Origin of the sequence: Amycolatopsis eburnea, from assembly GCF_003937945.1 — a bacterium.
Lineage (GTDB): Bacteria > Actinomycetota > Actinomycetes > Mycobacteriales > Pseudonocardiaceae > Amycolatopsis > Amycolatopsis eburnea.
In genome coordinates, this window is the sequence record NZ_RSEC01000036.1 from 978,271 (window position 1) to 996,790 (window position 18,520).

An 18,520-nucleotide genomic window follows, 5' to 3' on the forward strand; every position below is an offset into this window, starting at 1 on the left:
GGAACTTCCCCCTTTTAACCGGGTAACGCCGTCTCTGACCTGCTGTCCGAGGGTATGACTCACCGTATGCCGGTTCGGTTCCGCTCCACAACCGGACGGGCGTCAAGCCGTCTTGTCGCGCAGGGCCCGGATCCTGGTCAGGAAGGTTTCGGCGCGCTCACGGCCGTCGCTGACCTCCTTGAGGCGCTTCGACACGACGGCGATCTTCTTGGCGCGCTCCTGGGCGCCCATCTTGATCGTCTTGTCGACTTCCTTCAGCTCGGCCTCGATGGCGTCGATGCGCCGGCCCAGCGCCTCGTCCAGCGCCATCGACAGCTGCTGCTCGGCCTCGATGAGCTGCTCGGCGACCAGCTGGTCGAGCGTCGAGCGGGCGTCCGCGATGGCCTCGACCAGCCACTGCTTCATGTGCTGCTTGTCGGCCGCGTGCTTGCGCGTGCGGGCCATCCACCAGCCGGCGCCCAGGCCGATGATGATCGTCGCGGGCAGCACGACGGGGTTGAGGATCGCGACCCCGGCCAGCGGCAGCGCGGCCACTTTGCCGGCCCCGACGCCGCCGGAGATGCCCATGAAGACGAGCAGCTTGTCCTCGGCCGTCGGCGGCTTCTTGTCCGGCGGGCGCAGCACCACCGGCGGCCCGCCGGCCCGGGCGAACTGCGCGCGGATGACGTCGAGCTCTTCGGGCGAGAACAGCTCCGACAACGAGACGTTGGTGACCTGGTTGAGGCGCTGGGAGAGCAGCATCGAGATCCGCTGCGACGTCGTCTGCAGCGCGATGTCGACCTGCTGGGGCAGCGCGGCCAGCTCGTCGCGCTTGGCCGCGTCGATCAGCTGGCGGAAGTGGGTCTGCGCGTCCCGCATCTGCCTGCTGCTCTCGTGGCCGACCTCGACGCGGGTGCGCTGCACCTCGCCGCGCAGCTTGAGCTGCCAGCCGCGGGTCGAGCTGCGGCGTTCGGCCTGCAGCTGGTCACGGCGTTCGCGCAGCTGCTCGGCCTCGGCCTCGCCGGCGGACAGCGCCCGGCTCTCGGCCTGCAGCTTCGCCTTGAGCTCGCCCAGCGCGCTGGAGAGCGCGCGCAGCGTGTTGGCCTCGCCGAGCATCGCCGAGCGGCCGACGAGCAGCTCCTGCAACGCCGTCTGGATCGCGGCGACCCCGGACTTCTCCCGCAGCATCGCGGCCATCTGCTCGTTGGGGGCCTTCGCCGCCGTCTCGAACATCCGCGCCGACACCGGGTGGAAGACCGCATCGGCGAACCGGGGCGCGTGCTCGCGCAACAGCTGCTTGTCGGCCTCCATGACCTCGCGCCAGCCGCGGAACATGTCCACTTTGGTCAGCGCGAACACGACGGTCTCGACGCGCTCGCCGACGTCGCGCAGGAACTGCAGCTCGGTCGAGGTGAACGGCGCCGACGCGTCGACGACGAACAGCAGCGCGGTCGCGCCCGCCGCGGCTTCCTTGGCCAGCTCGCCGTGCAGCGAGTCGAGCCCGCCGACGCCCGGGGTGTCGACCAGCGAAAGCCGCTCCAGCAGCGGCACCGGCCCGGTGACCTCGACGTACCGCGGCGGGATCTGGCCCGGCGGCAGCTCGTGCGCGGCGGACACCCAGTTGATCAGCTGGCCGAGGTCGATCGGCACCGGCGCGAGCTGGCCGGGGTAGCAGGCCTGCGCGCCCCACGCGTCGGCGTGGTCGAACACCAGGTAGGTCGCGGTGGCGACGTCGGCGTCCACCGGGGACAGTCCCGGCATCGCGAGCAGCGCGTTGACCAGCGAGCTCTTGCCGCGGTTGGTCTCGCCGACGACCACGACGGCCGGCTTCTTCGGCCGGGCCTTCCGGATGTCCTCGACCCACTTGGCGGCGGCCGGGTCGGCGTCGCGGACGGTGGCCAGCAGCTGGTCTCGCGCCGCCGCGACCTGCGCGGGCAGGCTCGGCGCGGTGGGTGCGCTCACGGGGTCTTCTTCGCGTAGACGGTGACGATCGGGGCGCGCAGCAGGCGGTCGTGGTCGGCGAACCCGGTGACCTCGGTTTCCGCGACGAGGCCGTCGAGCGCCGGGTCCTCGGTCGGGACGGCGCCGCCGGCTTCGTGGCGAGCCGGGTCGAAGCGCTCACCATCGGGGCGAAGGGCGTGGACGCCGATCGCGGCGAGGCCTTCTTCCAAGCGTTCGACGACGCCGCCGCTGCGGGCGCGGTCCAGGGCGTACAGGCACATCTGGATCAGTGCCTGGCGATCCGCGAGCGCGCGCTCGAGATCGCTTACCTGCTGCTGCAAGGGGTGCACATCGGTGTCCGACGCGGCGGACCCGCGGTCGGTTCCGTCCTTGCGAAACCACGCCATGCCCACAGTCTGGCGGATTCAGCCACCGGCCGGGGGCGAAACCGGCCGAAGGAACCGGATCAGGATCGTCCGGAGGATCGCTTGTTCGGCGGCCAGATCGAGGCCGGGGTCGAGGCTGGCCCGCGAAATCATCGCGTCGAGCAGCCCCGCGACCCAGCCGGCGGCCGCGCGCGGCGCGATCCCGGGGTCGATCAGCCCCGCGTCCTCGGCCCGTTCGACCAGGACCGCCAGGCCGTCGCGCAGGGCGCTGTCGTTGCGGTGGATCAGCTCGGCGAACTCGTCGTCGCGGGCGGCCTGCGCGGCGGCCTCCAGCACCAGCCGGACGACGGCCGGGTGCGCGAGCTGCCCGGCCAGCTCCGCGACGACGTCGAGCAGCGCGGCCCACGGGTCCGCGGCCTTCGCCGCGGCTTCGAGGCGTTCGGCCGTCTCGACGGCGTCGTCGGTGAAGATCGCCGTGAACACCGCGCGCTTGCTGGGGAAGTAGTGGAAGAGGCTGCCGGAGCTGATGCCCGCCGCGCGGCAGATGTCCGCGGTCGTCGTCCGCTCGAAGCCCTTCTCGGCGAAGCAGCCGGCCGCGGCGTCGACGATCGCGCGGCGCTTGGCCGCGTGCTTGGCCGGGTCGACGGTCCTCATCGCTCGACCGGCGGGTCGTCGCGCCAGGGGTAGCCGTGTTCGGCGAACGCGGGGGCCAGCTCGTGGTTGCGCAGGTCGGTCTTCTCGCGCGCGATCTCCCGGCCGTCGGTGGTGCGCAGGACGAGCTCCTTGCCGTCGAGGTAGACGGCGTCGAGGTCGGCCTCGATGCGGCGGGTCTTGTCGCCGCGGACCAGCGTGACGCGGGTCGGGGAGACCGTGACGACCAGGCGGTCGCGGGCCCAGACGACGGCGAACACCAGGCCGAGCACCAGCCCGCCGGCGACCGCGGCCAGCGTGGCCCACGGCTGCGGCAGCTTCGTGAGCACCTTGAACACGCCCTGGAACGGGAACGCGGGCAGGTCGCTGACCCACGCGGCGATGGCCCAGACGCCCACGCCGAGCGCGCCCCCGATCAGCGGGCAGCCGATCCAGGACCCGGTGCGCAGCCACGGCGGCTCGTCGACGGTCGTTTCCATGCGGCCTATTATCAGACCGCGTGCTCGGTTTATGAAAGCCGGGGTCAGACCAGCTGGGCGATCACGTCGCGGAGCACGGCCTCCAGGCCCGGGCCGTCTTCGGCGAGCCGGGACGAGACCAGCAGCTGGTCGTCGGCCGTGCGCAGCCAGATCGACCCGGCGACGGAGATCTCGATGACGTTCAGCCGGAACGGGTAGGCACGCCGGCCCTGCTTGACCTCGGCCTCCCGCACCAGCTGGCCGAGCCGCTCGCCGGCCACGATCTGGCGCCGGTAGAAGCCGGGCGCCCACGGGTTCTCGCCGGCCGGCTCGTGCGCGCCACGCAGGGCGGGGCCGCGGGCGTTGGCGAAGTGGCGGGCCGCGACCGGCCCGAAGTAGTCGACCGCCTGCCGCATGGCCGAGCCGTGTTCCAGCGTGGGCCTGCCGTAGCGGGTGCGCGGGCTGCGCGGGTCCGGGTCCTCGCGGCTGCGCAGCGACGCCAGCAGCTCGGTCCACCACGCGGCCCACTGGTCCTGGACCGCCGCCCGGTCGATCCCCGGCGGGACGTGCACCGGAACCCGCGGCTCCACCGGCGGCAGCACCTGGCCTTCGGAAACGGACAGGGCCAGGGCGTCACGGATGTACAGCGCGACGTCGACGTCCGTCTCGCTGCTCCACCCCGCTCGCCAGGATGTCGTGTTTTCCAGTCGCACGTTTTCCACAGTACGCGGGAAACCGGCCCGACCTGGGAAAGTCGGCAACCAGCAACAAACTCAGGCTTCGCGCACCTGCTGCCACATCAGGAAGTACGCCCGGTGCACGACGTGCGCGACGCGGCTCTGCGCCGGCGTCGCGCCGAAGGACGCGAAGGACCGCCACCAGCCCGCGCGTTCGAGGGCGTGCGCGGCCAGCTCCGACCGAGGGGCGCCGGGCTTGCCGAGCTGGGCGCCGATGTCGGCGTTGCTGCCCACCCGGAGCACCTCTTCGGACAGGTCTTCGGGCATGTCGACCGCGCCGGACGCGACCAGCGTCAGCGCTTCGAGCAGCCGCAGCTGGTGGGCCTCGGGCTTGGCGAGCAGCACCTCGATGGCGTCGTGGACGCGCTGGCGCTCGGCCGGGTCCGCCGAGGCGTGCGCGAGCGCGGTGACGGACGCGAGGGCGGCGGCCGCCTTGATGCCGTCGGCGCGGGCGGCGAACACGATCGACAGCCGCTGCCGCACCGCCTCCAGGCCGGACGCGTCGAGCAGCGACCGCCGCAGCGCGCCCGCGGTGATCTCCGGTTCCTTGCGGATGGCCTCGACGGCGTGGGAGACGCCGAACAGGTCGAGCTTCTCCAGCAGCCGCAGCCGCGTGCCCGCCGGGACGTCGCACTCCCAGCTGGTGAAGATGTCGGCCGAGATCAGCATGGTCTGCAGGACGTCGTCGTCGAGCTCGGCGAGCTGCCGCAGCGCCTCGGCGTCGGCGGAGGTGAAGCCGCCGGACTCGGCCGACTCGGCGATCAGCCCGATCACCGGCAGCACGTCCGCGACCCGCGGCTTCAGCGTGCTTGCCTGCTTCTCCGACAGGATCGTCGCGGCCTTCCAGACGTCGCCGTCCGCGCCTTCGACCGACTCCGGCGCGATGGTGTCGGCCTTGTTCAGCACGGCGATGGCGTTGACCGGGCCGGCCTCGCGGCTCGCGGTGGCGGCGGTGAAGGCGGCGAGGGCCTGCTGGTCGTCGGCGCGGACGCCCTGGGTGACGACGTAGAGGACGGCCTCGGCACCCGCGACGGCGTTGCGCGAAGTGTCGTCCAGCTCGTCCGAGCCCTCTTCGTCGTCCTCGTCCTTGCGGTGCTTCGCGGCACCCAGGAGCTGCTCGGTGCGGGACACCGAAGCGGCGTCGAGCGACCCGAGGCCCGGGGTGTCGATCACCGTCATGCCCTGCAGGACGGCGTTGGTGAGGTACGCCTCGATGTGCGACACCTTTTCGATGTCGACGCCCAGCTCGGCGGGGATCATCCCGTCGGCGGCGAAGGGCAGCACCTGCTTGCGGCCGTCGGTGAAGACGATCTCGACGCGGTCCACCGTCCCGTACTGGAACCGGGTCACCAGCCGCGTGCACTCGCCGATGTCGGTCGGCGCGACCCGGCGCCCGATCAGCGCGTTGACCAGCGTGGACTTGCCGGACTTGATCCGGCCGGCGACGGCCACCTGCAGCGGCGCGCCGAGCCGGCGCAGCACCTCGGCGAACCCGGCGGCGGTGCGCGCGGAGACCTGCGGCTGCAGGCGGTGGCACAGGTTGGCCACCGACATCGACAGCGGACCCGCGAGCCGGCCCTGCTCCGGTGACGTCACGGCCCCCAGCCCTCTCGTCGTACGGACAACCCCGTGAATCGTGCCATGTCCCTCATCCGGAGGTCGCACCCAAGGTGGTACCGCCGACCGACGCGCGCCCGCCACGCCGGGACCTAGTGTTGTCTGGTGCGACGGCTGAGCCTCTGGATGCGTGCCCACCCCATGGCGGGCGACACGGTGCTGGCCGTCCTGCTCGGCTTGATCGACATGCTGCTCTTCGTCGCCGACGGCCTGGCCGACATCGCCGAGCTGCCGCCCTGGTACATCGCCGTGCCGGTGAACATCGCGATGGTGGTGCCGCTGGTGTTCCGGCGGAAGTCGCCGCTGTGGTCGGCCTACGTCGTGCTGGTGATCAGCGTCGTGCACGCGACTCTGCAGCTCGGCGTCGCCAGCGTCGCCGGCCTGGCGATGAGCATCTACTCGGTGGTCGTCTACGCCGGGCGGCGGCAGGGGCTGGTGTTCGTCGGCGCGGTCGTCGTCTCGTCGGCGCTGCAGCTGGCGCTGGACCAGACCGACGAGTTGTTCATCTCGGTGCTGTTCCTCGCGTTCGGCATCGCCCTGTGCTGGACGCTCGGCGAGTTCGTCGGGGCCCGGCGCGCCTACGACGTGGAAGTGGAGGCCAGGTTGCACCTGCTCGAGACCGAACGGGACCAGGCCACCCGGATCGCGGTGGCGGAGGAGCGCGGCCGGATCGCGCGCGAGCTGCACGACGTCGTCGCGCACGCGGTGAGCGTGATGGTGGTGCAGGCCGACGGCGCGTCGTACGCGCTGGAGAGCAACCCCGACCTCGCCCGGCGGGCCCTGCAAACGATTTCCGAGACCGGCCGCGGCGCTCTCGGCGAGCTGCGGCGCCTGCTCGACGTGCTGCGCAGCGACGACGCGGACGGCGAACCGCGCGTCCCGCAGCCGGACGCGCACGCCCTCGCCGAGCTGGCCGAGCGGATGCGGACCGCCGGCGTGCCGGTGGAGCTGGAGACCAACGAGCTCGGCGACCTGCCGGCCGGCGTCTCGCTGGGGATCTACCGGATCGTCCAGGAGTCGCTGACCAACACGCTCAAGCACGCCGGCCGCGGCGCGACGGCGTCGGTGCGGGTGCACCGGACCGGCGACCTGGTCGAGGTGCTGGTGTCCGACGACGGCGCGGGCCGCGTCCCGCAGCTGGCCGGTTCCACGCAGCGCCTGCCGGGCGGCAACGGCTTGATCGGCATGCGCGAACGCGCGCACGTCTACGGCGGCACGTTGGAAGTGGGCCCGGCTCAGGGCGGTGGGTGGCAGGTCCGCGCGGCCCTGCCGGTTAGGTTGGACAAGTGATCCGCGTGGTGGTCGTCGACGACCAGGAACTGATGCGCGTCGGCTTCCGGATGGTGCTCGGCGCACAGGCCGACATCGACGTCGTCGGCGAGGCCGGCGACGGCGCCCAGGCGATCGAGCTGGCTTCGCAGCTGCGGCCGGACGTCGTGCTGATGGACGTCCGCATGCCGGTGCTCGACGGCGTCGAAGCGACCAAGCGGATCGTCGCGGCCGGCACCGCGCGGGTGCTCGTGATGACGACGTTCGACCTCGACGAGTACGTCTACGCGGCGCTCCAAGGCGGCGCGAGCGGGTTCCTGCTCAAGGACACCCAGCCCGGCCACCTGGTGTCGGCCCTGCGAGCGGTGGCCTCGGGCGACGCGGTGGTGTCGCCGTCGGTGACCCGCCGGCTCCTCGACCGCTTCGTCGGTTCCGGCGGCACGCCGATGCGGGACACCGCGGAGCTGGACGTGCTGACCGACCGGGAGCGCGAGGTCCTGGTGCTGATCGCGAAGGGCATGTCGAACCTGGAGATCGCGGAGGCGCTGTTCCTTTCCGAGGCGACGGTGAAGACGCACGTGGGGCGGATCCTGGCGAAGCTGGAGCTGCGGGACCGGGTGCAGGCGGTGGTGCTGGCCTACGAAACCGGCCTCGCCCGCCCCGGCCTCGCCTGAGCGTCAAGCCGCACTTTCACGTGAAAGTGCGGCCCGGACTGACGCCACCACGGCCTTGGGCGCCTCGTAGAGCTCGGCTTTGGTGACGATCACGAAGCGCCAGCCGAGCGAGCGGATCGCGCGCCGTCGTACCTCATCCCGCTGCGGCTGGTCACCATCGCGATGCCAGTCGCCGTCGTACTCCACTGCGAGCTTGTGCGCGGGAAAGGCCAGATCCAGCCGGCCGACGAAGGCGCCCCGTTCGTCGTGGACCGGGACCTGGAGGTCGGGTTCGAGGCCCGCGAGCGCGAGCCAGACCCGCAGTTCGGACTCCGGGATGCTCTCCGCGCGGGGATCGGCCAGCCGGAGCGCCTTCTTCGCGCGCACGATCCCGTTGTCGCGGCGGCCCCTCAGGTAGTCCACGAGCACTGGAGCGTCCACCTCGCCGGCCCTCAGCAGAGCGTCGAGGTAGCCGACGACTCTCGGCAACGATCGATGCAGCTTCGTGTTGGTCAGGATGTCGAGGGCAAGACGCGGTGAAGAGGCCAGCCGGATCCCGTGCCACGGCTCGCTGTCGATCGCTCCCCGGCTGGTCCGCCGGACGTGCACGCCGTCCTGCCGGCCGAACAGCACGCTTTCCGGCAGGACCAACTCGACCGGGTCGCGCGCTCCGACCAGCTCCACGCCACGGACGGCCGCCGCCGAGCACCCGGTGAGAACCGCACTCGGCGGCGCGACCAGCGCTGCGGCCCTGCATCGGAGCAAGTGCGTGACCGAGACCGTCGAGGCCACATAGACGTTGCGCAAGAGCCTGGTGAAGAGCGGCGACCTCAGGGCGCGTTCGGTGACCGCGCCTTCGGCGATGGCGTGGCTGCCCAGGAACGGCTCGGTGAACTCGAAGTCCGCGGAGGTGAACGACACGGCACGAGCGTGCCGCACGCCCAGCCGCCGTCAGCCCTTCCAGGCTCTCCCGACCACCACCTGTCCACACCCGCCCGTAGTTGTGGACAACCGCCGCTTTCACGTGAAAGCGGCGACCAGGAGGCGTAGCTTTCACGTGAAAGTGACGCTTTGAGGGTTAGCGGAAGTTGTCGGGTGGGGTGGTTGCTGGGTCTTTGCCTGCGTGGCGGACTTCGGTGAGCCAGCGGCCGAAGTCCGGGCGGTCGCCGTCGATGTCCGTGTAGTTGTACTCGTGCATCAAGGTCCACGAGGCCAGCGTTTGGCCGGCGAAGCGGGACACGGAGGGGTCCTGTGCGAGGGCCGCGACGCCTCGGGCCAGGAGGTACGGCGTTTCCGAGATCTTGAAGTCGACCGGGGCCAGCTTGCCGACCGCGTCGCGCCAGTTGGCCTCGGTGACCTCGAAGTGGTCGAGCATCGACTCCGATCGAAGGAAGCCCGGCGTCACCGCGAGGCCGACGCAGTCGTTCTTCTTCAGTTCCACGCCCAGTGCCCGGCCGAGTGCGCGGATGCCGCACTTCGCGAGGTAGTACGGCAGGCCCGCGCCGACGTAGTCGTCGTTGTCGCCGTCGGTCACCTCGAGGACCAGACCGCGGCGGGCGACCACCAGCGGGAGCAGCTTGTGCAGCGCGATCAGGTGCGTGTCGAGCGCGTTGTGCGTCAGGTTCAGCGCGTCTTCCAGCGGCGTCTCCCAGAAGGGCGCGTCGAAGTGGAAGTACATGTCGCCGCCCCAGACGTCGTCGACCAGGATGTCGATTCCGTCCACTTCGGACTCGATGCGCGCCTTCAGTGCGTCCACATCGGACACCGAGGTGAAGTCGCAGCGGACGACCACGGCTCGGCCGCCCGCCGCCTCGACCAGTTCGCCCGTCTCTTCGATCGTTTCCGGGCGCTTCAGCGGTGACGAAGTTTCGCGCGTCGTGCGGCCGGTGACGTACACCGTCGCGCCCGCGCGGCCCAGTTCCACCGCGATCGCCCGGCCGCAGCCCCGGGTCGCCCCGGTCACCACGGCCACCTTGCCCTGCAAGCTCATGCGTCCTCCCGTCCGCGCCACGCGGTCAGCACCGCGTCGACGTCTTCCGCCAGCCGGTCGGCCAGCCGCCCGTGCGGCCGGATCGACCAGTCGATCGACACCCCGTTGATCACGTCCAGCACCACCCGGGCGGCCCGCGGCACGCTCGGCGCGTGCGGCAGCGAAGGAGCCGCCACCCGCACGAGCCGCCGCAGTTCTTCCTCGACCGCCGTGAAGTGCTCGCCCAGCAGCGACCGCAGCACCGGGTCGCCGATGTCCACGCCGAGCTGGCCCAGGTGGTTCGCCGCCTCTTCGGCGTCCCCGAGCACCGCGTAGACCGACACCGCCGCGGCGCGCAGGCCGTCGACCGGGTCGGCCGCCCGCTCGGCGCACTCCCGCATCTGCACGACCGCCCGCCGCGTGGCCCGCCGGCTCATCGCCTGCAGCAGGCCGCTCTTCGAGCCGAACCGCTGCGCGACCGTGCCGACCGAAACCCCGGCTTCCGAAGCGACCTGGGCGAGCGTGAAACCGGGGCCGCAGCGGCCGATCACGGTCTCCGCCGCGCCCAGCAGCCGTTCGTCGGTGATGCTCCTCGGCCGGGCCACCCCATTATTGAACCACAGTTCATTAATGACGTCGAATCAGGGTCGCCTCAGGGTCATCACGGATCGCGCATCGGCCGAAGAGCCAGCAAGGTACTACTCAGGTAGGGGGACCGGTTCGGTCTACAGGGTGACGCGCGAACCACCCCCGACCCGCGACGATGAACGCGTCGTAAGCGAGGGGCGGAAGAGGAGCAGCCATGATCGAGGCAACCGGCCTCACCAAGCGGTATGGAAAGACACTGGCGGTGAACAACCTGTCGTTTTCCGTGTCCGCGGGTCAGGTCACCGGCTTCCTCGGCCCGAACGGGGCCGGCAAGTCCACCACCATGCGCATGATCCTCGGCCTGGACAACCCGACGGGCGGCCAGGTCACCATCGGGGGCAAGAAGTACCACGACCTCAAGGAACCGCTGCGCACCGTCGGCGCGCTGCTCGACGCGAAGTGGGTGCACCCCAACCGCTCGGCGCGCGCCCACCTGCAGTGGATGGCGAAGTCCAACCGCATCCCGAACAGCCGCGTCGACGAGGTCCTCGACACCGTCGGCCTGACGAGCGTCGCCGGCAAGCGCGCCGGCGGGTTCTCGCTCGGCATGTCGCAGCGGCTCGGCATCGCGGCCGCCCTGCTCGGCGACCCCGAGGTGCTGCTGTTCGACGAGCCGGTGAACGGCCTGGACCCCGAGGGCATCCTCTGGATCCGGAAGTTCATGCACCGGCTGGCCGAGGAAGGCCGCACCGTGTTCGTGTCGAGCCACCTGCTTTCGGAGATGGCGCTGACCGCGAGCAACCTCGTGGTGATCGGCCGGGGACAGCTGATTTCGCAGTCGTCGACCCAGGACTTCGTCGCCCGCGCGGCGGAGAACACGGTCAAGGTCCGCTCGCCGCAGCTGGCGGAACTGCGCGACGCGCTCGAGCGCGCCAGCGCCGGCGTCACCGGGGACGACACCGGGCTCGTCGTCTCGGGCATGGACAGCGAAAAGATCGGCGAGATCGCCGCGGCCAACCGGATCGTCCTGCACGAGCTGAGCCCGCAGACCGGCTCGCTGGAGCAGGCCTTCATGCAGATCACCGGCGACTCCGTCGAGTACCACACCGGGCTCGACGCCGAGGCGCAGCACGTGCTCGAGTCCGCCAAGTAAACGGGGAAACCAAGACCATGAACCTGCTCGCGGTAGAACGCATCAAGCTGTTCTCCACCCGCTCGCCGTGGTGGTGCGCGCTCATCACCCTGGCCCTGTCCGTCGGCTTCGCGGCCATCATGGCCGGGGCGACCGAACCGACCGACCCGGTGACGATCTCCGCCACCCAGTTCGGCGCTTCCCAGTTCGGCATCGCCGTCGTCATGGTGCTCGCGGCCCTCGCCGTGACCACCGAATACCGCTTCAACACCATCCGCACGACGTTCCAGGCGGTGCCGCACCGCTCGCCGGCGCTGGTCGCCAAGGCCGCCGTCGTCGGCCTGCTGAGCCTGGTGCTCGGCGAGATCGCCGCGTTCGGGGCCTGGGGCCTCGGCGTGGTGATGCGCCCGAACGACAACCTCGGCCTGCACACGACGCAGGACTGGCTGAACGTCGCCGGCATCGGCCCGGTCTTCGCGCTCAGCGCCGTGCTCGCGGTCGCCGTCGGCATCCTGGTCCGGCACAGCGCGGGCGCCATCGCCCTGCTGCTGATCTACTACTTGGCCGTCGAAGAGCTGGTGCAGCTGATCCCGAAGATCGGCGCCCACATCCACGAGTGGCTGCCGTTCAACGTGGCCAACAAGTTCCTCCGCGGCTCGGAGGTGGTCAACGGCCCGGCGCCGTCGGACTCGCCGCTGAGCCCCGGCTGGGCGCTGGCGTACTTCGCCGGCATCGCGATCGTGTTCCTGCTCGTCGCACTCGGGGTTGCGAAGAAGCGGGACGCTTGAGGGGATACAGGGGAAAAACACCGGATCCGGGTCGCGCTGTCGGGGGGCGACCCGGATCCGGTGTTTCGCAGTAGGCTCCTGGTGACGGGACGGGGGAGCGCATGATCGAAGCCAACGCGCTGACCAAGCGGTACGGCACGACGACCGCGGTCGACGAGCTGACGTTCACCGCGCGGTCCGGGCGGGTCACCGGGTTCCTCGGGCCGAACGGCGCCGGGAAGTCCACGACCATGCGGCTGGTCCTCGGCCTCGACACGCCCGACGCGGGCACGGTGCTCGTCGACGGCGTCCCGTACCGCGAGCTGAAAGATCCACTTCGGACGGTCGGCGCGATGCTGGACGCCACCTGGCGCCACCCCGGCCGCAGCGGGCGCGACCACCTGCGCTGGCTGGCCGCCACCAACGGCATCACCGACAAGCGCGTCGAAGAGGTGCTCGCGCTGGTCGGGCTGACGAGCGTCGGCAAGACCCGCGTCCTGCAGTACTCCCTCGGCATGCAGCAGCGGCTCGGCATCGCCGCCGCGATGCTCGGCGACCCGCGGGTGCTGCTGTTCGACGAGCCGGTGAACGGCCTCGACCCGGAGGGCATGGCCTGGATCCGGCAGCTGCTGCACGCGCTGGCGGCCGAGGGCCGGACCGTGTTCGTGTCCAGCCACCTGCTGCCCGAGATGGCGCAGACCGCGCAGGACCTCGTGGTGATCGGCCGGGGACGGCTCATCTACCAGGGGACGATGGCCGACTTCGTCGCGCGGACGAGCGAACACGGCGTGCGCGTGCGCACCCCGCACGCCGACGAGCTGCGGGCCGCGCTCACCGGGCAGGCCGAGTTCAGCGAGGCCGACGGCGCCTTCCTGGTGTCCGGAATGGACAGTGACCGGATCGGGCAGCTCGCCTTCGACGCCGGCGCGACGCTGCACGAGCTGAGCCCGATCACCGGCTCGCTGGAGCAGGCCTACCTCGACCTCACCCGCGAATCCGTCGAGTTCGCGGGCCCGGCTCCGGAGGCGTCCCGATGATCACCAACCTCCTCCGCGCCGAGCGCATCAAGCTCTTCAGCACCCGCGCGCCCTGGTGGTGCCTGGCGATCGCGTTCGTCGCGCCGCTCGGCTTCACCGCGTTGTTCTTCGCGCTGGCCGGGCCGGAGATCCCGGCGACCGTCGGCAACACCCAGCTCGCCAGCGGCAACGGCCGGACCGTGCTGCTCGTCCTCGCGATCCTCGCGACGGCGTCGGAGTTCAACTGGGGCACCATGCGGCTGACCTTCCAGGCGGTGCCGAGCCGGGTGCCCGCGCTGGTGGCGAAGCTGGCGGTGCTCGCCGCGCTCGGCGCGGTGCTCGGGCTGGTCGTCGGCTTCGGCTCGTGGGGGCTGGCGTCGCTGGTGCAGCCGGACGCCGACCTCGCGCTGCACTCGGCCGCGGACTGGCGCGCGGTGCTCGGCCAGAGCCTGGTGTTCCTGTTCACCGCGGTGGCCGGCGTCGGCGTCGCGCTCCTGCTGCGCAGCGTCGCCTTCGGGCTGACCGTGGTGCTGGTGTGGACGCAGGTGCTGGAGGGCCTGGTGATCTTGATCCCGGGCGCCGGCAAGCACATCTACCAGTGGATGCCGTTCCACGCCGCCGACGAGTTCGTCGGCGCCGGCGGGTTCGCCGCGGGGCCGCTGCAGCTGCCGGACGCGCCGCTCGGCCCGTGGGGCTACCTCGGCTACTTCGCGGCGATCACCGTTGCCCTGTTCGTGGCCGGCGTGCTCGCAACGGCACGCCGCGATGCCTGAGCGTGACCGTGGTCTCAATACCGCAAAAACCTTTGTTAAAAGAAGATGAAACCCCTGTGGCTTCTCTCACAGCCACCGGACATAATGCTATGACCAGGCAATATTCGTAAGAGAGAGCGTGCCGGACCCGTCTGAGCTCCCCTGGAGGTGATCCTTGACGGTGGACACCGGTCAAGAATTGGGCAGCACGATTCCCCGAGCCCGCGTCGAAGACGACGCTCCGCAGCTCGAACCCATGCTGGACCTCGAATGGTCGCGGGCGATCGAGCTCCCGCGGGCCGCCATGACCGCGGCGACGCCCGCCGAACTCCGCCGGGCGTGGGTGCACCGCGCGCCGGAAGACCGCGTCCTGGCCCTGTTCCGCGCTTCGGCCGGGATGGCGGGCCCGATCCCCGCGCCGTGGTGGCTGCGGGCGGTGGCGGACGGGACCCTCGATTCACGGGAACAGGGTTTCCGCGTCGAGGACCGGATCGCGCAACTGCTCGGCAGGCGCCCGGGCTGGGAATTCGTCCCGTGGGCCGCGGACGGCGAATCCGGGTACTGGGAGTTCATGCCGTCCGAACGCGGGAAATCGGGACACGCGATTCCGACGACGGTCATGAACACCGACCGGCACCCGGGCTGGATCGACGTGCTCCCCGCGCACACGGGGGCGACGCCGGACCCGATCGCCATCGCCGGGCTGGCGGGGCTGCGGTCTCGTCTCGGGGAGCTGGAAGCCGTTCGTTAACCTCGGTGAGTGGAAAACGAGCACCAACCCCGGCTGCGCAGCGTCGTCAGCTACGTGAAGCGCGGCGGCCGGATGACCGTCGGGCAGCAACGCGCGTGGGACGAACTGTGGCCGGAGCTCGGCCGCACGGTCGGTGAGCTGCCCGCCGGAACGCTGGACTTCACCGAGTGGTTCGGCCGCGAAGCGCCGGTGATGCTGGAGATCGGCTCCGGCATGGGCGAGACGACGTCGCAGCTGGCCGCCGCGGCGCCGGAGCTGAACTATGTCGCGGCCGAAGTCTACGACCCGGGCCTCGGCCAGCTGATGCTGCGCGCCGAAAAGCTGGGCGTCGGGAACCTGCGGCTGCTGCACGGCGACGCCGTCGTGTTCCTGACCGAGCACGTCGAGCCGGACACGCTGCACGGCGTCCGGCTGTTCTTCCCGGACCCGTGGCCGAAGAAGAAGCACCACAAGCGGCGGATCGTGTCGCCGTCGTTCGCCGCGCTGGTGGCGTCGCGGCTCGCGCCCGGCGGCACGTTCCACATGGCGACCGACTGGGAGAGCTACGCCGAGCAGATGCTGGAGGTCTGCTCCGCCGAGCCGGCGTTGAAGAACCGGTACGACGGCTGGGCGCCGCGGCCGGACTGGCGGCCGGTGACCAAGTTCGAGCAGCGCGCCGACGTCGAAGGCCGCGTCTCGCACGACCTCATCTTCGAAAAGCGGTAGGAGTTCGCCCCTCCCCCGACAGAGGGGCGAACGTCCTCCCTATTCGTCGGCCAGCGGTTCGGCCTGGACCCGCTTGAGCGCGGGGGTGCAGACCGACGCGCCGAGCAACGCCACGCCGACGCCGAGCACGACCGGCGCCAGCAGCCACGGGCTGAGCACGATGCCCCGCTCGTCGACCATGCTGTACAGCCCAACGCCGACGAGCACCCCGACGATTCCCGCCCCGATGGTGGCGACCAGCGCCGGCAGCGCAGCCTCCATCCGCAGCGCCCTCGCCAGCACCCGGACCGGCGTGCCGGCCGCCATCAACGCCCCGAACGTGCGACGGCGGTCCATCACCGACCCCGCGGTCGCGACCGCGGCGCTGCAGCCCGCCAGCACACCGGCGGCGATCAGCCCGATCACCGTGACCCGGCGCAGGTCGCCGAGCTCGGTCTGCTGGTTGAACAGGTACTGGTCCCGGCTGCCGATCTCCTCGCCGGCGGCCGGCCCGGCCAGCGCCGTGCGGACGATCTCGCGGTTCGCGTCGGTCGTCGGCGCGACCACCGTGACGTACTTCGGCGTGAAGCCGTCCGGCAGCGCGGCCGGGTCGATGATCGACGTGCTCGACAGGTCCGCGTCGGGCAGGTGGATCGCTTCCGCCCGCGTCCCCGACTTCACGGCCACCGCCGGCCCTTCCCAGTTGTCGGTGAGCTTGTACCGCGCAAGGTCGAGCGCCGAGTCGCCGAAGACGGCCGGACCGCCCGTGCAGTTCTCCGCGGTGAGGTCGAACCGGGTCAGCTTGACGGCGTCGGCGCAGGTCATCACCAGCGCGCGGTGGCCGGTGCGGTTGTTCCCCTCGCCCTCGACGAGGTAGACCTCGCCGACCGCGACCGCCTGCTCGGACTGGCCGTACTTCCGCAGGGACCCGTTCGCCTGCTCGACGATCTTGCCCGCGTGCTGGTTGTCCGTGTCGACGTAGAGCACCGAGTCGACGAAGGACCGCCCGCCACCGGCCATCGACTCGAACGTCGGCAGCAGCGTCAGCGCCATCGACCCGGCGAACACCGCGAGCACGATCCCGGCGGACGCGCGGTAGGCGCCCTTCGGGTCGTCACGCAGGCGACGACCGGCGAGCAGCGCGGACGGGCGCCGCCAGATCCGGACGAACGTGCCGCCGACCGCCGACGTCACCCACGGCCCGACGATCGCGGCCGAGCCGACCAGCAGGAACAGCCCCGCCATGACCAGCGTGATGCCGCCGGAGTCCTTCGCCGTCGTCACCGCGACCAGGAAGAACAGCCCCGCCGCGGGCAGCGCCAGCAGGCGCCACCAGCGCAACGGCTTCTTCGTGTGGCCACCGGTCGCGAACAGCGGGTTCTTCAGCACGCGGCGCAGGCCGAGGACGCCGGCCAGCACCACGAGCACCGGGATGGCCAGGACGATGAACACCGTCAGGCCGACCGGCAGGGCGAAGTCGGACGCGAGCCACGTGCCACCGGCCCACGGGACGAACGACGCGAGGCCGTGCAGGGCCGGGCTGATCAGCAGGCCGAGCAGGGCGCCGATGCCGGCGGACAACGTCGTCTCGGCGGCCACCATGTTCGTGACCTGCCCCGGAGTGGCGCCGGCCAGCCGGATCGCGGCGAGCCGCCGTTCGCGCCGGGCGGCGGTCAGCCGCGCCGAGGACGCCACCAGCACCAGGCTCGGCACCAGCAGCACGATGATCCCGACCCAGGACAGCAGCATGAGCAGGGGATCCGGGCTCGCCTTCCCCGCCGGGAAGCCGGGCACCTGGTTGGCGCTCTCCGGCATCGCGTCCGCGGTGTGCCCGGTGAGCGCGACGAGCTGCTCCGGGAAGCGGAGGCCGTCCTCGCCGATGGCGCCGACGGGCTTGCCGAACCGGTCGCCGAGCTGGTCGGCCGGGTGGCCCTGGAGGAGCCGGCCGAGCGCGGGCGACACGACGGTCTCGCCCGGTCCCGGCAGCTGCGGCACGCCCGGCGGCAGCTGGACGCCCGCCGCGGTCACGCCCGGCGCCAGTGCGACGTCGACGCGGATGATCTGCTGCCCGTCGAAGTAGTCCTTCGAGGAGCTGAACAGCAGCTTGGCCGGCACGTCGGAGCCGCGGCTGTAGAAGTGCTCGCCCTGCCAGAGGGCGCGTTGCTCGCGGTTCTGCGTGGCGAACGGCAGCGTCGCCAGCAGCAGCACCAGCCCGGTCGCGACGGCCACCCCGATCGCGGTGAGGATCGCCGACGTCCGGGTCCGCCGGTCGACCCTCAGCACCCGCAGGGCGATCTGCAGCGAGTTCACGCCGCCTGCCTCGTGGCGATCAGCCCGTCGCGGATGGCGACGGTCTTCGGCATCGACTCGGCCAGCTCGCGGTCGTGCGTCACCACGATCACCGCGGCGCCCGTCTCGTGGGCGGCGCCGAGCAGGGCGTCCATCGTCTCGCGGCCGGTGCGGGTGTCGAGCGCGCCGGTCGGCTCGTCGGCGAAGATCACCTTCGGCCGGTGGGTCAGCGCCCGCGCGATCGCGACGCGCTGGGCCTCACCGCCGGACAGCTCGCCGGGGCGGCGCTTTTCCTTGCCGGCCAGCCCGAGGCGCGAGAGCCACTGGCGGCCGGCGTCGATGGCCTCCTTGCGGCCGAGCCCGGCCAGCAGCGACGGCAGCGCGACGTTCTCTTCGGCCGACAGCTCCGCGACCAGCATCCCCGACTGGAAGACGAAGCCGAACTCGGTGCGGCGCAGTTCGCTGCGCTTCTTCTCGCCGAGGTGGTCGATCCGCTGCCCGGCCAGGAAGATCTGCCCGTCGTCGGCCCGGAGGATGCCGGCCAGCACGTGCAGCAGCGACGTTTTGCCCGAGCCGGACGGGCCGACGATGGCGACGGCGTCCCGCGGCTGGATGTCGATGTCGATGCCGGCCAGGGCGTACTGCGCGCCGTAGCGCTTCACCAGCCCACGGCCGGACAGCACCGGTCCGCCGGTCCACTGTGGAGTGTTCGGGTCCACGAGGTTCTCCCTGTCGGTTCGGATCTTGGTGCCGATGAGCTTCGCCGAAACCCCGGGTTGTCCACTTCGGGCAGACGGCCAGTCACGGCCCGGCCCGCATCGGCCGATCGGCCGAGGGAGCACGAGCCGGTCGGCCAAGGTGCGAACGCCCGCGGATCCTCT

The 18,520-nt window shown here is 71.5% G+C and carries 19 protein-coding genes; 8 read left to right on the forward strand and 11 right to left on the reverse strand.

The features are described from left to right. Positions 1–102: 102 nt before the first annotated feature. The 6 genes from EIY87_RS17350 to EIY87_RS17375 are packed head-to-tail and all read right to left on the reverse strand — an operon-like array spanning position 103 to position 5,706. Positions 103–1,941 carry a dynamin family protein gene (locus EIY87_RS17350; RefSeq protein WP_125309163.1) on the reverse strand — a complete coding sequence of 613 codons (1,839 nt, stop codon included), beginning with the start codon at positions 1,939–1,941 and terminating at the stop codon, positions 103–105. Then, positions 1,938–2,327 (reverse strand): nucleotide exchange factor GrpE, encoded by a 390-nt coding sequence (gene grpE / locus EIY87_RS17355; protein WP_191984132.1) that lies wholly within the window; start codon positions 2,325–2,327, stop codon positions 1,938–1,940. The genes EIY87_RS17350 and grpE overlap by 4 nt, the downstream gene beginning before the upstream one ends. A gap of 18 nt (positions 2,328–2,345) precedes the next feature. Then, complete coding sequence (locus EIY87_RS17360; RefSeq protein WP_125309167.1) at positions 2,346–2,960, reverse strand: TetR/AcrR family transcriptional regulator; 615 nt, start codon at positions 2,958–2,960, stop codon at positions 2,346–2,348. Continuing rightward, positions 2,957–3,436: a YqeB family protein gene (locus tag EIY87_RS17365; protein ID WP_125309169.1), complete on the reverse strand. Its 480-nt coding sequence runs from the start codon at positions 3,434–3,436 to the stop codon at positions 2,957–2,959. The genes EIY87_RS17360 and EIY87_RS17365 overlap by 4 nt, the downstream gene beginning before the upstream one ends. A gap of 44 nt (positions 3,437–3,480) precedes the next feature. Then, positions 3,481–4,128: a hypothetical protein gene (locus EIY87_RS17370; RefSeq protein WP_125309171.1), complete on the reverse strand. Its 648-nt coding sequence runs from the start codon at positions 4,126–4,128 to the stop codon at positions 3,481–3,483. Between the two features lie 60 nt (positions 4,129–4,188). Then, positions 4,189–5,706 (reverse strand): dynamin family protein, encoded by a 1,518-nt coding sequence (locus EIY87_RS17375; protein ID WP_225439932.1) that lies wholly within the window; start codon positions 5,704–5,706, stop codon positions 4,189–4,191. 189 nt (positions 5,707–5,895) lie between these two features. Between EIY87_RS17375 and EIY87_RS17380 the strand changes: the two genes are divergently transcribed. Next, positions 5,896–7,059 (forward strand): sensor histidine kinase, encoded by a 1,164-nt coding sequence (locus EIY87_RS17380; RefSeq protein ID WP_449657949.1) that lies wholly within the window; start codon positions 5,896–5,898, stop codon positions 7,057–7,059. After that, positions 7,056–7,712, forward strand: coding sequence for a response regulator (locus tag EIY87_RS17385; RefSeq protein WP_125309175.1), 657 nt, complete (start codon positions 7,056–7,058; stop codon positions 7,710–7,712). The genes EIY87_RS17380 and EIY87_RS17385 overlap by 4 nt, the downstream gene beginning before the upstream one ends. A gap of 3 nt (positions 7,713–7,715) precedes the next feature. On the opposite strand, the gene EIY87_RS17390 is transcribed toward EIY87_RS17385, so the two are convergent. The 3 genes from EIY87_RS17390 to EIY87_RS17400 form a co-directional block, all read right to left on the reverse strand. Beyond that, on the reverse strand, positions 7,716–8,612 hold the full coding sequence (locus EIY87_RS17390) for an endonuclease domain-containing protein (protein WP_225439910.1): 897 nt from the start codon (positions 8,610–8,612) through the stop codon (positions 7,716–7,718). Positions 8,613–8,769: 157 nt separating this feature from the next. Further along, positions 8,770–9,681: an SDR family NAD(P)-dependent oxidoreductase gene (locus EIY87_RS17395; RefSeq protein ID WP_125309179.1), complete on the reverse strand. Its 912-nt coding sequence runs from the start codon at positions 9,679–9,681 to the stop codon at positions 8,770–8,772. After that, positions 9,678–10,265: a TetR/AcrR family transcriptional regulator gene (locus EIY87_RS17400; protein ID WP_125309181.1), complete on the reverse strand. Its 588-nt coding sequence runs from the start codon at positions 10,263–10,265 to the stop codon at positions 9,678–9,680. The genes EIY87_RS17395 and EIY87_RS17400 overlap by 4 nt, the downstream gene beginning before the upstream one ends. A gap of 197 nt (positions 10,266–10,462) precedes the next feature. On the opposite strand from EIY87_RS17400, the gene EIY87_RS17405 reads away from it, so the two are divergent. The 6 genes from EIY87_RS17405 to trmB all read left to right on the forward strand — a co-directional run bounded on the left by EIY87_RS17405 (position 10,463) and on the right by trmB (position 15,371). Further along, the gene (locus EIY87_RS17405; protein ID WP_125309183.1) at positions 10,463–11,401 is read left to right on the forward strand and encodes an ABC transporter ATP-binding protein; all 939 of its coding nucleotides are present in this window, start codon (positions 10,463–10,465) and stop codon (positions 11,399–11,401) included. Positions 11,402–11,418: 17 nt separating this feature from the next. After that, positions 11,419–12,168 carry an ABC transporter permease gene (locus EIY87_RS17410; RefSeq protein WP_125309185.1) on the forward strand — a complete coding sequence of 250 codons (750 nt, stop codon included), beginning with the start codon at positions 11,419–11,421 and terminating at the stop codon, positions 12,166–12,168. A 101-nt stretch (positions 12,169–12,269) separates the two neighbouring features. After that, positions 12,270–13,184, forward strand: a complete 915-nt coding sequence (locus EIY87_RS17415; protein ID WP_125309187.1) for an ATP-binding cassette domain-containing protein — start codon at positions 12,270–12,272, stop codon at positions 13,182–13,184. Further along, positions 13,181–13,936 carry a hypothetical protein gene (locus EIY87_RS17420; protein ID WP_125309189.1) on the forward strand — a complete coding sequence of 252 codons (756 nt, stop codon included), beginning with the start codon at positions 13,181–13,183 and terminating at the stop codon, positions 13,934–13,936. The genes EIY87_RS17415 and EIY87_RS17420 overlap by 4 nt, the downstream gene beginning before the upstream one ends. A 178-nt stretch (positions 13,937–14,114) precedes the next feature. Next, positions 14,115–14,666: a hypothetical protein gene (locus EIY87_RS17425; protein ID WP_166640534.1), complete on the forward strand. Its 552-nt coding sequence runs from the start codon at positions 14,115–14,117 to the stop codon at positions 14,664–14,666. Positions 14,667–14,675: 9 nt separating this feature from the next. Continuing rightward, a complete protein-coding gene (trmB, locus tag EIY87_RS17430; RefSeq protein ID WP_125309193.1) occupies positions 14,676–15,371 on the forward strand; it encodes a tRNA (guanosine(46)-N7)-methyltransferase TrmB in 696 nt (231 codons plus the stop codon). Positions 15,372–15,410: 39 nt separating this feature from the next. Here trmB and EIY87_RS17435 read toward each other — a convergent pair whose 3' ends face one another. Continuing rightward, positions 15,411–17,660, reverse strand: a complete 2,250-nt coding sequence (locus tag EIY87_RS17435; RefSeq protein ID WP_125309195.1) for an ABC transporter permease — start codon at positions 17,658–17,660, stop codon at positions 15,411–15,413. Continuing rightward, positions 17,657–18,358 (reverse strand): ABC transporter ATP-binding protein, encoded by a 702-nt coding sequence (locus EIY87_RS17440; protein WP_086856530.1) that lies wholly within the window; start codon positions 18,356–18,358, stop codon positions 17,657–17,659. Before EIY87_RS17440 ends, EIY87_RS17435 begins: the two co-directional genes overlap by 4 nt. Positions 18,359–18,520 lie beyond the last annotated feature (162 nt).